We start from the raw sequence: 13,007 nt of genomic DNA, 5'->3' as shown, positions 1-13,007 counted from the left end.
CCGTGTCGATTCATGTCGCGTTGCACCACGTTACGCATTACCGCTACGACCGTGCTGTCGAACTCGGCCCACAGATCGTTCGGCTACGCCCGGCAGCCCATAGCCGTACGCGAATACTGTCCTACGCGCTGAAGGTGTTGCCCGAGCAGCATTTCATCAACTGGCAGCAAGACCCCCAGGGCAATTATCTGGCGCGCCTGGTGTTCCCGGAAAAGACTGACGAGTTGCGCATTGAGGTCGACCTGGTCGCCGAGATGGCGGTGTTCAATCCGTTCGATTTTTTCCTCGAGCCGTACGCCGAAAAAATCCCGTTCAGCTACGCCGCCGATGAGCAGCGCGAGCTGGCGCCGTACTTGGAAACCCTGCCGCTGACGCCAAGGTTTGCCGCTTACCTGGCCGGTATCGATCGCACGCCGCTGCCTGCTGTGGATTTCCTGGTCGGCCTCAACCAGCGCCTGGCCGCCGATATCGGTTACCTGATTCGCATGGAGCCGGGTGTGCAAACCCCGGAATTTACCCTGGAAAACGCGTCCGGCTCCTGCCGCGACTCGGCCTGGTTGTTGGTGCAATTGCTGCGCAACCTCGGGTTGGCGGCGCGATTTGTCTCTGGTTATCTGATTCAACTGACCGCCGACGTCAAAGCCCTCGACGGCCCGTCCGGTACCGAGGTGGACTTCACCGACCTGCACGCCTGGTGCGAAGTGTATCTGCCCGGCGCTGGCTGGATTGGCCTGGATGCCACGTCCGGGTTGTTCGCCGGTGAAGGGCATATCCCCTTGGCCTGCAGCCCCGATCCATCGTCTGCCGCGCCCATCAGTGGGTTGGTTGAGCCGTGCGAATGCGAGTTCACCCATGAGATGTCGGTGGAGCGCATCTGGGAAGCGCCACGGGTGACCAAGCCCTACACCGAAGAACAATGGTTGGCGATCCAGGCCCTGGGCCGGCAGATCGACGGCGACCTGCTCAAGGACGACGTACGCCTGACCATGGGCGGCGAGCCGACCTTCGTCTCTATCGACGACCCAGACGGCGCCGAATGGAACACCGCAGCCCTGGGCCCGGACAAGCGTCGCCTGTCGGCCGAGCTGTTCCAGCGCCTGCGCCAGCACTATGCGCCCAAGGGCCTGGTGCATTTCGGCCAAGGCAAGTGGTACCCCGGCGAGCAACTGCCGCGCTGGTCGCTCAATTGCTACTGGCGCCGCGACGGCGTGCCGATCTGGCACAACAGCGCACTGATCGCCGATGAGCAAGAAGACTACGGCGCCGATGGGGTGATGGCCGGGCGTTTCCTGGCCAGCGTCGCCGAGCGCCTGAAACTGCCGGCGCGCTTTGTGTTCCCGGCGTTCGAGGACAATTTCTACTACCTGTGGCGCGAAGGGGCGCTGCCCCAGAACGTCACCGCCCAGGACCCGCGCCTGAGCGACGACCTGGAGCGTGAGCGCCTGCGCAAAGTGTTCAGCCAGGGCCTGGATAAAGTCATCGGCCAGGTGCTGCCGCTGGCACGTACTGCGGCCAATGACCGCTGGCAGAGTGGGCGTTGGTACCTGCGCGACAACCATTGCCGGTTGGTGCCGGGTGATTCGCCGCTGGGTTACCGGCTGCCCTTGGCTTCCCAGCCCTGGGTGACGGCGGCTGAGTATCCGTTCATACACCCCACCGACCCGAACCAGGACCAGCCCGAGCTTCCCACTGCGGCGCAATTGCGCAGCCATGGCGAGCCGGCCCCGGACGACGAGCGTGTGCCCAAGGTCGACGAGTCCGCCGACTGGCTGACCCGTACCGCGCTGTGCGCCGAAGCACGGGAAGGCCGCCTGTACCTGTTTATGCCGCCGCTGGAGCGCATCGAGGATTACCTGGAGCTGGTGACTGCCATTGAGGCCACCGCCGAAGAGCTGCATTGCCCGGTACTGCTGGAGGGCTACGAGCCGCCAGCGGATACGCGCCTGAGCAATTTCCGGGTCACGCCAGATCCCGGTGTCATCGAGGTCAACGTACAGCCGTCCGCCACCTGGGACGAGTTGGTAGAACGCACCGAATTCCTCTACGAAGAGGCCCGGCAAACCCGCCTGACCACCGAGAAGTTCATGATCGATGGGCGCCATACCGGCACCGGTGGCGGTAACCACTTCGTACTGGGCGGTGCGACGCCCAAGGATTCGCCCTTCCTGCGCCGACCGGACCTGCTGCGCAGCCTGATCAGCTACTGGCATAACCACCCGTCGTTGTCCTATTTGTTCTCCGGCCTGTTTATCGGCCCCACCTCCCAGGCACCCCGGGTGGATGAGGCGCGCAACGATGCGCTGTATGAACTGGAAATCGCCTTCGCGCAGATGCCGGCACAGGGCGAGGACTGCCCGCCATGGTTGGTGGATCGCCTGTTGCGCAACCTGCTGATCGACGTGACGGGTAATACCCATCGCGCCGAATTCTGTATCGACAAACTTTACTCACCCGACGGCGCCACTGGCCGCCTGGGGCTGCTGGAACTGCGCGCCTTTGAAATGCCCCCCCATGCGCGCATGAGCCTGACCCAGCAGTTGTTGCTGCGGGCGCTGGTCGCGCGGTTCTGGCGCGAGCCCTATGCGCCGCCGAAGCTGGCGCGCTGGGGCACTGAACTGCATGACCGTTTCCTGTTGCCGCACTTTATCGAGCAGGACTTTGCCGACGTGATCGTCGAGCTGAACGCGGCCGGCTACCCGCTGCGTGCCGAATGGTTCGCGGCGCATCTGGAGTTTCGTTTCCCCAAGGTGGGCGACTACGCCGTCAGCGGTATCGAACTGGAACTGCGCCAGGCCTTGGAACCCTGGCACGTGCTGGGCGAGGAGGGCGCAGTGGGTGGCACGGTGCGGTATGTGGATTCGTCCCTGGAGCGCCTGCAAGTGAAGTTGAGCGGGTTGCCACCGCAACGCTACCTGCTGACCTGCAATGGCGTGCCGGTGCCGCTGCAACCAACCGGCCGCGTCGGCGAGTTCGTGGCGGGCGTGCGTTACCGCGCCTGGCAACCGGCCAACTGCCTGCAACCGACCATCCCCGTGCATGCGCCGCTGGTATTTGACCTGCTCGACACCTGGATGCAGCGTTCGTTGGGTGGCTGCCAATACCATGTAGCGCACCCGGGCGGGCGCAATTACGACAGCCTGCCGGTGAATGCCAATGAGGCGGAGAGCCGGCGCATGGCGCGGTTTTTCCGCTTGGGGCATAGCCCGGGCAAGCTGCCAGTGCCGACTGTAACGGTAAACGATGAGTTGCCAATGACCCTGGATTTGCGGCGTTTCACAAAAAATAAGGAATGAACATGATCCAAGTGTGGGAGGGCTTTTGTGGCGAGGGAGCTTGCTCCCGCTGGGGTGCGAAGCGCCCCCAATAGCAGGCGACTGCTGCGCAGTCGAGCGGGAGCAAGCTCCCTCGCCACAACAAGCCAGCTCCCACATTGGATCGTAGTGAATTTGAGTTAACCTGACTTCCCTTGCCTCTGCCGAGCGTTCCATGTCCGACTTGCTCGACCGTTACCCGCTCACCGCGGGCACCTATCACGAACTGCTGGACGCCAGCGGCGCGGTGCGTGCCCATTGGCGACGCTTGTTCGATCACCTGCAACGCAGCACGCCCGCACAACTGGCCCAGCGCCAGGCGTTGTTGACGCGCCAGATCCAGGAAAACGGCGTCACCTATAACGTCTACGCCGACCCCAAGGGCGCCGACCGTCCCTGGGAACTGGACCTGCTGCCTCATGTGCTGGCGGCCGAGGAGTGGCAGCAACTGTCGGCCGGTATCGCCCAGCGTGCGCGCCTGCTCAATGCGGTGCTGGCCGACCTGTATGGCCCTCAGCGACTGATCAAGGAAGGCTTGCTGCCGGCCGAACTGGTGTTCGGGCATAACAATTTTCTGTGGCCGTGCCAGGGCATCCAGCCGCCCGACGGTGCGTTCCTGCATCTGTACGCGGTCGACCTGGCGCGCACGCCGGACGGCCGCTGGTGGGTCACCGCCGACCGTACCCAAGCCCCATCGGGCGCCGGCTACGCCCTGGAAAACCGCACCATCGTGTCCCGCGCCTTCCCGGACCTGTACCGGGATATGCAGGTGCAGCACCTCACCGGTTTCTTTCGCACGCTGCAGGAAACCCTGGCGCGCCAGGCCCCTGGCGATGACCAGCCGCCACTGATCGTGCTGCTCACGCCGGGGCGTTTCAACGAAAGCTATTTCGAACACCTGTACCTGGCGCGCCAGCTCGGCTACCCCTTGGTAGAGGGCGGCGACCTCACCGTGCGCGACAGCACCGTGTTCCTGAAAACCCTTAGCGGCCTGCGCCGGGTGCACGCGATCATGCGTCGCCTTGATGATGATTTCTGCGACCCGCTGGAGCTGCGCACCGACTCCGCGCTCGGCGTGCCGGGCCTGCTCGACGCCGTACGCCAAGGCAATGTGCTGGTGGCCAATGCCTTGGGCAGCGGCGTGCTGGAGTCCCCGGGGTTGCTGGGCTTTTTGCCCAAGATCAACGAGTTTTTGTTCGGTGAAGCCTTGATCCTGCCGTCGATTGCCACCTGGTGGTGCGGCGAAGCGCCGGTGCTTGCCGAAGCCCTGGAAAAACTCCCGGAGCTGCTGATCAAGCCGGCATTTCCCTCACAAAGTTTCGCCCCGGTGTTTGGTCGCGACCTTGACGACGAACAGCGCCAGGCCCTGGCTGAACGCATGCGTGCGCGGCCCTATGCCTATGTCGCCCAAGAGCTGGCGCAACTGTCTCAGGCGCCGGTATGGCACACCGTGGATGACCACCTGCAACACCGTGCCATTGGTATGCGTGTCTACGCCGTGGCCAGTGAAGACGGTTATCGGGTACTGCCCGGTGGCCTGACTCGCGTGGCGGCCGACGCCGATGCCGAGGTGGTGTCGATGCAGCGCGGCGGGGCGAGCAAGGACACCTGGGTACTCGGCGAACGTGTGCCGGGTGGCGAGCAGTGGCGCGCCCAACGCACCATTGGCGCCTATGACCTAGTGCGCCGCGATCCCTATCTGCCCTCGCGCGTGGTGGAAAACCTGTTCTGGTTCGGTCGTTACTGCGAGCGCTGCGACGACAGTGCGCGCTGGCTGCGCATTGTGCTGGCGCGGTATGTCGATGGCGACGATCCGCTGGCGTTGCAGGCCGCCGTCGAACTCGGCGAAAGCCTGCGCCTGTTGCCGGAGGAGGGCGAGCTGCCTGAGCGCCTGCTCGCCGCCTTGCTGGGTGATGACTGGCCTTCAAGCCTGCGCGCCAATTTGCAGCGCTTGCAGTGGGCGGCGTCCCAGGTGCGCGGCAAGTTGTCCAGGGAAAACTGGCAGGCCCTGGTGGAGCTGCAACGCGAAGCCATGGAACTGGAAAGCGACACTGCAGACTTTGGCGAGCTGCTCGACTTTCTCAACCGCCTGGTGATGTCCCTGGCGGCACTGTCCGGGTTTGCCCTGGACGACATGACCCGCGATGAGGGCTGGCGCTTCTTGATGATGGGCCGGCGTATCGAGCGTCTGCAGTTTCTGAGCAGCAGCCTTGCGGCGTTCCTGCGTGGCGTGGCGGTGTTCGATCAGGCCGGGCTGGAATGGTTGCTGGAGCTGGGCAACAGCAGCATCACCTACCGCTCGCGCTACCTGGCGGTGCCGCAGTTGATCCCGGTGCTCGACTTGCTGCTGCTCGACGAGCAGAACCCCCATGCGGTGCTGTTCCAGCTCAAGTTGGTGAGCCGAACCCTGCGCCGTCTCAATGATGATTTTGGCGTGCCCCGTGAAACCGGGCTGGCGCCGTTGGTCGAGCGCCTGGCGCGTTTTGACCTGGGCTGCCTGGAGGACGGCCTGTTTGGCGAAACCAGCGTGCGTGCCGCGCTGGACGGCCTGGCCGACTTGCTGCAAGCGGTGGCCGATGAAAGCGGGCAGGTGTCGGATCGCCTGGCGCTGCGCCATTTTGCCCACGTGGATGATGTCAGCCAGCAAACGGTGTCGGTGTAATGAGCGCGCGCTACCAGATTTTCCACGATACCCATTACCACTATGACAGCCCGGTGTCCCTGGCCCAGCAACTGGCGCACCTGTGGCCAAGGCCGTGCGCCTGGCAGAAGTGCACCTGGCAGCAGTTGGATATCAGCCCGGAACCCACCTCGCGCCGCGACGAACTGGACGTATTCGGCAACCCGATCACTCGCCTGGCGTTCGAACGGCCCCATGATGAATTGCTGGTGAACGCCGGGCTCACCGTGGAAGTGCTGGCGCGACCCGCTCTGGACTTCCAGCGGTCGCCGCCCTGGGACCACACCCGCGACAGCCTGACCTACAGCAGCCAGGCTTTGAGCGCCGAGCTGATCGAAGCCTGCCGCTATCGCTTCGAGTCGCCCTATGTCCATCTGAAGAAAACCTTCGTCGAGTTCTCCGAAAGCTGCTTCCCGCCCGGCGAGCCTTTACTGCTGGGCACGCAGGCATTGATGGAGAAGATCTTCAGCGAATTTACCTTCGATGCCGAAGCCACCCAGGTCGCCACGCCGCTGGTTGAAGTGCTGGAGCGCCGTCGCGGCGTGTGCCAGGACTTCGCTCACCTGATGCTTGCCTGCCTGCGTTCCCGTGGCCTGGCGGCGCGCTATATCAGCGGCTACCTGCTCACCCAGCCACCGCCCGGCCAGCCACGGCTGATTGGCGCGGATGCTTCCCATGCGTGGGTTTCGGTGTTTTGCCCGGTATCAGGCTGGGTGGATTTTGACCCGACCAACAATGTGCAGCCGGCGCTGGAGCACATCACCCTGGCCTGGGGCCGGGACTTTTCTGATGTGTCGCCATTGCGGGGGGTGATTCTGGGGGGAGGCAGCCATGACCCGGAGGTGCGGGTGACGGTGATGCCGCTGGAATGAAAAACGATCATTCCCACGCTCTGCGTGGGAATGCCTGCTGTGACGCTCTGCGTCACCCTTGCGCTGGCTTCAAGCCTGGTGCGGGACGCGGAGCGTCCGGGGCTGCATTCCCACGCGGAGCGTGGGAACGATCATTCAGCTGGGTCTTTCGGGGTTTCGGTCTCGTCAGTTGCCGCTTCACCTTCGGCATCCGGGTTCAGCGCGCCGGCTTCTTCCTCTGCAGCGGCTTTCTTGCGTTGCAGCTTTTCCTCTTTCTTCTGTTCCTTGGCCAAGTCTCTCTGACGTTTGGCGAAGGAGTAATTAGGTTTGGCCATGGGCGATCCTCTAGGGTCGAAGGTGAGGGTGGGCGGCGCGCAGCTGCCTCGGGTCGTCATGGTAGCAGCTTCGGGGGGGCGTTTGCTTTCACTTACCGCAGGCGTAGGCAGCCAGGAGGCCGTTGAACAGGTGATTGAGGTGCATGGCATGAACTCCCGTGAGTGATGGGCCGATCATAATCAGGGTGCGGCAGTTTGGCTGGTTGATTGTGTTGATGAAGCTGATAGCCTAAAGTTGTATACAATCTGTTGATTCAGATCATAAGAACTCAAGCCTGATTGAGGCACCCTTACCGCAATCCGCGTTTTTAAAACCCTGCCTTGGAGATTCACATGTTTGCCAAACTCGTTGCTGTTTCCCTGCTGACTCTGGCGAGCGGCCAGTTGCTTGCTGCAGAGTGCAAGGTCACTGTCGACTCCACCGACCAAATGTCGTTCAACACTAAAGAAATCACCATCGACAAGAGCTGCAAGCAGTTCACCGTTGAGCTGACTCACTCGGGTAACCTGCCCAAGAACGTGATGGGCCATAACTGGGTGCTGACTACCGAAGCCAATATGCAACCGGTGGCAACCGACGGCATGGCTGCGGGGATCGACAAGGATTACCTGAAAGCCGGTGATGAGCGCATCATCGCCCACACCAAGATCATCGGTGCCGGCGAGAAAGACTCGGTGACCTTCGACGTCTCCAAGCTGAAGGCCGATGAGAAATACAGCTTCTTCTGCTCGTTCCCAGGCCACATCTCGATGATGAAAGGTGCTGTGGTCCTGAAGTAAGACCGCGTTACCGTTCATCGCAGGCAAGCCAGCTCCCACATTCGACCGCATTCCCATGTTGGAATCCGGTCAAGTGTGGGAGCTGGCTTGCCTGCGATGGCGATCTGACAATCAATGCAAAACGATCGGGTTCACCTCAAGGCGCAAACGGCATCACCCGCTTGTGCTCGGTCTTGCGATAGGTCTCGCAGATAATCCTGAACGCCTCCTCACGCACCGGCTCCCCCTGCAGGAACGCATCGATCTCGGCATAGGTCACGCCATGTGACGCCTCGTCCGGCTTGCCCGGCGACAGGTCTTCGAGGTCGGCGGTCGGCACCTTCTCCACCAGCGATTCCGGCGCACCAAAGTGGCGGGCAATGGCCCGCACCTGATGTTTCACCAGCCCGCTCAACGGTGCCAGATCGCACGCGCCATCACCGAACTTGGTGTAGAAGCCCATCACCGCCTCCGCCGCATGGTCGGTGCCGATCACCAGCCCACCGGCCGCGCCAGCGATGGTGTACTGCGCCACCATACGCATGCGCGCCTTGGTGTTGCCCAGCACGAAGTCACGGGACGCCGCGGCCTTGCCTTCAAAGGCGGCCACTTCATTGGCCAGGGCTTTAACCGCCGGGCCGATGTTCACGGTGTGACGTTCATCCGGCTCGATAAAGTCCACAGAGGCCTGGGCGTCGTGCTCGTCGAACTGGGTTTCGTAGGGCAGGCGCACGGCGATAAAGCGGTACGCCTCATCGCCGGTGCTGGCGCGCAGTTCCTGCACCGCACGTTGGGCCAAGAGGCCTGCGGTCAGGGAGTCGACACCACCACTGATGCCGAGCACCAGGGTCTTGAGCCCGGAATTGCGCAGGCAGTCCTGGATAAAGGCCACGCGCCGGGCAACCTCGGCTTCGAGTGCGGCCTGGTCCTTGAACGGGGCTTGCACCTTGAGCTGTTGTGCAATCTCACGCTGTACGGCTTGCATGATTCACTCCTTGCTGGATAGGGCAGGTACTTTGAAAACGTGACGCAAATAGGCGACAAAATTCGGGTCGGTGCAATGGGTCTTGCCCGCTTCATCGGAGATCTTCGCGACGGGCTGGCCATTGCAGGCGGTCATTTTAAGCACGATGCTCATCGGTTCCACCCCTGGAATATCACAGGTCAGGTTGGTGCCGATGCCAAAGCTCACATTAATGCGACCGCGCAACGCCCGGAATATTTCCAAGGCTTTGGGCAATGTCAGACTGTCGGAGAACACCAGGGTCTTGCTCATCGGTTCGATGCCCAGCTTGTGGTAGTGAGCGATGGCTTTTTCTGCCCACTGGATCGGATCACCGGAGTCATGGCGCAGGCCGTCGAACAGCTTGGCGAAGTACAAGTCGAAGTCGCCGAGGAACGCGTCGGTAGTGATGCAATCGGTGAGGGCGATACCCAACAGGCCCCGGTACTCGCGCACCCAGCAATCAAGGGCGGCGATCTGGCTGTCGATCAGGCGCGGGCCGAGTTGCTGGTGGGCCATGATCCACTCGTGGGCCATGGTGCCCAGCGGCTTCATATCGAATTCGCGCGCCAGGTGCACGTTGCTGGTGCCGACAAAGCGCCCAGGGAAATCGTGCTTGAGCACGCTGACCACTTCCTCCTGTACCCGGTAGGAAAAACGCCGGCGCGTGCCGAAGTCTGCCACTTGCAGCTCCGACAGCTCATCGCTGCTGGCGTTGGCGGTCAACCAGTCGAACTTGCGATACAGCTGCTCGCGGGCCTGTTCAAGGATCACGGTCTGGTAGCGGTAGCGGTTACGCACCTCGCTGACGATGGCCAGCATTGGCACTTCAAACAGGATCACATGCAGCCACGGTCCGCGCAGGCGGATAAACAACTCGCCGTTCTCGATGCCGGTTTGCACATACCGCAGGTTGAAGCGAAACAGCCCGAGGAAGCGCAGAAAATCCGGTTTCATAAAACTGATGCGTTCCAGGAAACCCAATTGATCGGGGCTCAGGCTCAGCTCGGCGAGGCGCTCGATCTGGTAACGAATCTCCGCCAGGTAAGGGCGCAGGTCTTCACTGTTACGGCAACGAAACTCCCATTCAACTTCCACGTTCGGGTAGTTGTGCAGCACCGCCTGCATCATGGTCAGCTTGTAGAAGTCGGTGTCGAGCAGGTTCTGCACGATGCGATCGGCAAACACACTCTCGCTCATAACGGGAATCTCCAGACGGGTCGGCGATGGAGGCCGGCCTTTACGCACAATTGAGGAAGGGGGTTAGTGGCGCATAGACTTGTGGGGTTTTGCCAGTGATTTTTTCAGTAAGGCCACTGGCGCCATCGCAGGCAAGCCAGCTCCCACATTTGGAGTGCATTCCAAACGGTGGGAGCTGGCTTGCCTGCGATGGCGATTCTCCAGGCGCTAAAGCACCTGCTCCATCATCCACTTCACAAACTCGCGTACCTTGGGCACCTCCGCCGAATGCTCAGGATACGCCAGGTAGTAAGCATCCTGGCTTGGCATCGCATGTTGCCAGGGGATCACCAACTTGCCCTCGGCCAATTCCTCCTCCACCAGAAAACGCGGCAACAGCGCCACGCCGCATCCCACCTGCGCCGCACGAATACACATATAAAACGTGTCGAACCGCGGCCCATGGTAGCTGTGCTCGGTATGGAAACCCTGGCTGGCGAACCAGTCATGCCAGCCTTGGGGCCGTGACGCGTTTTGCAGCAGCACCAGCTCGCTCAGTTGTGTGGGGTCGGTGAAGGGCTGGGCGGGCAGGCTGTCGGGCGAACACACCGGTACCAGCTCTTCACTGAACAATTTCAGGCTCTCGGTGCCGGGGCGTGCGCCCTGGCCGAAATAGAACGCCATGTCGGCCTTGCCTTGCAGTAACTCGTCCGGGTCCTGTTCGTTGCACAGGTCCAGGTGGATCTGCGGGTGGCGCAAACGCCAACCCTTGAGGCGCGGTACCAGCCAGCGTGCGCCAAAAGTGTAGGGCGTGGACACGCGCAGCACTTCGGTTTCACCGCCGTAGGAGCGCAGGTAGTGGGTGGACATTTCCACTTGGGTGAGGATCTTGCGCACTTCCACCAGGTACAGGTCGCCCGCCGGGGTCATCTGCAAGCGGCGGCGCACGCGGCGAAACAGCAAGTGTTGTAACAGCTCTTCCAACTGCGCTACTTGTTTGCTCACCGCGCTTTGGGTGAGGTTCAGTTCCTCGGCGGCGCGGGTGAAGCTCAGGTGGCGGGTGGCCGCTTCGAAACACTGCAGGGCGGTGATCGAGGGCAAATATCTTTTGTTCAGCACGGCATGCCTCTTTTTATTCTTTGCATGAATAAAGGGAATGATATCTCGCCTAATCGTCGTTTGTTGGCAAGTCTTGGGCCAGCTACAAATAGGCTCAGGATCGCCGTGCAAGCAGCGGCGCGATTTTTCTACGCAGATTTGAAGGAGTGACCCATGGTTGCCGCATTGCTTGATCGTCTCGGGGTAAACCCGGCGCTGTACCAGGCTGGGAAACAACCTGTGCATTCACCGATTGATGGCAGCCGTATCGGCAGTGTCCATTGGGAAGGTGCCGCCGAGGTGGAGCAACAGGTCAGTCGCGCCGAGCATGCATTCGAAGCCTGGCGCAAAGTGCCGGCGCCGCGACGTGGCGAGCTGGTGCGCCAGTTCGGCGACGTATTGCGCGAGTACAAGGCCGACCTGGGCGAACTCGTTTCCTGGGAGGCCGGCAAGATCACCCAGGAAGGTTTGGGTGAAGTGCAGGAAATGATCGACATCTGCGACTTCGCCGTCGGCCTGTCGCGCCAGTTGTACGGCTTGACCATCGCCTCCGAGCGCCCCGGCCACCATATGCGTGAAACCTGGCACCCGCTGGGCGTGGTCGGCGTGATCAGCGCCTTCAACTTCCCCGTGGCCGTGTGGGCGTGGAACACCGCGCTGGCCTTGGTGTGCGGCAACGCGGTGATCTGGAAACCGTCGGAAAAGACCCCGCTCACTGCACTGGCCTGCCAGGCCTTGTTCGAGCGCGTACTGAAAAAATTCGACGGTGCCCCCGAGTACCTCAGCCAAGTGATCATCGGCGGCCGCGACGCCGGCGCTGCGCTGGTGGATGACCCGCGCGTTGCCCTGATCAGCGCCACCGGCAGCACGCGTATGGGCCGTGAAGTGGCACCCAAAGTCGCCGCGCGTTTCGCCCGCAGCATCCTTGAGCTGGGCGGCAACAACGCGATGATCCTCGGCCCAAGCGCCGACCTGGACATGGCCGTGCGCGCTATCCTGTTCAGCGCAGTGGGCACAGCCGGCCAACGCTGCACCACCCTGCGCCGGCTGATCGCCCATGAGTCGGTCAAGGAAGAAATCGTCACCCGCCTCAAGGCCGCCTATTCCAAAGTGCGCATCGGCCACCCACTGGAAGGCAACCTGATCGGCCCGCTGATCGACAAGCACAGTTTCGACAACATGCAGGACGCCCTTGAGCAAGCCTTGAGCGAAGGCGGCAAGGTGTTCGGCGGCAAGCGCCAACTGCAAGACAAATTCCCCAACGCCTACTACGTATCGCCGGCCATCGTGGAAATGCCCGAGCAAAGCGACGTAGTGTGCAGCGAAACCTTCGCGCCGATTCTTTACGTGGTCGGCTACACCGACTTCGCCGAAGCCCTGCGCCTGAACAACGCCGTGCCACAAGGCTTGTCATCCTGCATCTTCACCACTGACGTGCGTGAAGCCGAGCAGTTCATGTCGGCGGTGGGCAGCGACTGTGGCATTGCCAACGTCAACATCGGCCCGAGCGGCGCAGAGATCGGTGGCGCGTTCGGGGGTGAAAAAGAAACCGGCGGCGGGCGTGAATCGGGCTCGGATGCGTGGCGCGGGTATATGCGCAGGCAGACCAATACCGTGAACTACTCGCTGGAGCTGCCTCTGGCACAAGGCATCACGTTCGACTGAGCCTCAGGTCGGAGTGAGATCAATGTGGGAGCAGGCAAGCCAGCCCCCACAGGTGATACTGATCGTTCCCACGCTCTGCGTGGGAACGCATCCTGTGACGCTCTGCGTCACGACAATGCGGACGCG

Annotated in this window: 9 protein-coding genes; 5 read left to right on the top strand and 4 right to left on the bottom strand. The window is 62.2% G+C overall.

From position 1 onward, the window contains the following. Window positions 1-2: 2 nt before the first annotated feature. From FXO12_RS15635 to FXO12_RS15625, 3 genes are all read left to right on the top strand, one after another. Window positions 3-3,293, top strand: a complete 3,291-nt coding sequence (locus tag FXO12_RS15635) for a DUF2126 domain-containing protein (protein ID WP_057975444.1) — start codon at window positions 3-5, stop codon at window positions 3,291-3,293. A gap of 193 nt (window positions 3,294-3,486) precedes the next feature. Next, window positions 3,487-5,973, top strand: a complete 2,487-nt coding sequence (locus FXO12_RS15630; protein WP_057975445.1) for a circularly permuted type 2 ATP-grasp protein — start codon at window positions 3,487-3,489, stop codon at window positions 5,971-5,973. Then, entirely contained in the window at window positions 5,973-6,863 is an 891-nt protein-coding gene (locus FXO12_RS15625) for a transglutaminase family protein (protein ID WP_020301622.1), read from the top strand. Before FXO12_RS15630 ends, FXO12_RS15625 begins: the two co-directional genes overlap by 1 nt. A 131-nt stretch (window positions 6,864-6,994) precedes the next feature. On the opposite strand, the gene FXO12_RS15615 is transcribed toward FXO12_RS15625, so the two are convergent. Beyond that, the gene (locus FXO12_RS15615) at window positions 6,995-7,177 is read right to left on the bottom strand and encodes a hypothetical protein (RefSeq protein WP_014716683.1); all 183 of its coding nucleotides are present in this window, start codon (window positions 7,175-7,177) and stop codon (window positions 6,995-6,997) included. Between the two features lie 333 nt (window positions 7,178-7,510). Here FXO12_RS15615 and azu point away from each other — a divergent pair, with 333 nt between their 5' ends. Continuing rightward, window positions 7,511-7,957 carry an azurin gene (gene azu / locus FXO12_RS15610; protein WP_003188091.1) on the top strand — a complete coding sequence of 149 codons (447 nt, stop codon included), beginning with the start codon at window positions 7,511-7,513 and terminating at the stop codon, window positions 7,955-7,957. 136 nt (window positions 7,958-8,093) lie between these two features. Here azu and nadE read toward each other — a convergent pair whose 3' ends face one another. The 3 genes from nadE to FXO12_RS15595 form a co-directional block, all read right to left on the bottom strand. Further along, entirely contained in the window at window positions 8,094-8,921 is an 828-nt protein-coding gene (gene nadE / locus FXO12_RS15605) for an ammonia-dependent NAD(+) synthetase (protein WP_014716685.1), read from the bottom strand. Between the two features lie 3 nt (window positions 8,922-8,924). After that, the gene (gene pncB / locus FXO12_RS15600; protein ID WP_003188094.1) at window positions 8,925-10,139 is read right to left on the bottom strand and encodes a nicotinate phosphoribosyltransferase; all 1,215 of its coding nucleotides are present in this window, start codon (window positions 10,137-10,139) and stop codon (window positions 8,925-8,927) included. Window positions 10,140-10,346: 207 nt separating this feature from the next. Continuing rightward, window positions 10,347-11,237, bottom strand: a complete 891-nt coding sequence (locus FXO12_RS15595) for a LysR family transcriptional regulator (protein ID WP_034125663.1) — start codon at window positions 11,235-11,237, stop codon at window positions 10,347-10,349. 153 nt (window positions 11,238-11,390) lie between these two features. Here FXO12_RS15595 and FXO12_RS15590 point away from each other — a divergent pair, with 153 nt between their 5' ends. Next, window positions 11,391-12,881 carry an aldehyde dehydrogenase family protein gene (locus FXO12_RS15590; protein WP_019818294.1) on the top strand — a complete coding sequence of 497 codons (1,491 nt, stop codon included), beginning with the start codon at window positions 11,391-11,393 and terminating at the stop codon, window positions 12,879-12,881. Window positions 12,882-13,007 lie beyond the last annotated feature (126 nt).

This window comes from Pseudomonas sp. J380 (assembly GCF_009827115.1).
In the GTDB taxonomy this organism is placed as follows: Bacteria; Pseudomonadota; Gammaproteobacteria; order Pseudomonadales; family Pseudomonadaceae; genus Aquipseudomonas; species Aquipseudomonas paracarnis.
Note: the sequence above shows the minus strand (reverse complement) of the source record. Positions and strands in the feature narration are given on the sequence as shown.

Coding starts and splice junctions, on each gene's coding strand:
- FXO12_RS15630 (WP_057975445.1), top strand. CDS start 3,487: ATGTCCGACTTGCTCGACCGTTACCCGCTCACCGCGGGCACCTATCAC.
- FXO12_RS15625 (WP_020301622.1), top strand. CDS start 5,973: ATGAGCGCGCGCTACCAGATTTTCCACGATACCCATTACCACTATGAC.
- FXO12_RS15615 (WP_014716683.1), bottom strand. CDS start 7,177: ATGGCCAAACCTAATTACTCCTTCGCCAAACGTCAGAGAGACTTGGCC.
- azu (WP_003188091.1), top strand. CDS start 7,511: ATGTTTGCCAAACTCGTTGCTGTTTCCCTGCTGACTCTGGCGAGCGGC.
- nadE (WP_014716685.1), bottom strand. CDS start 8,921: ATGCAAGCCGTACAGCGTGAGATTGCACAACAGCTCAAGGTGCAAGCC.
- pncB (WP_003188094.1), bottom strand. CDS start 10,139: ATGAGCGAGAGTGTGTTTGCCGATCGCATCGTGCAGAACCTGCTCGAC.
- FXO12_RS15590 (WP_019818294.1), top strand. CDS start 11,391: ATGGTTGCCGCATTGCTTGATCGTCTCGGGGTAAACCCGGCGCTGTAC.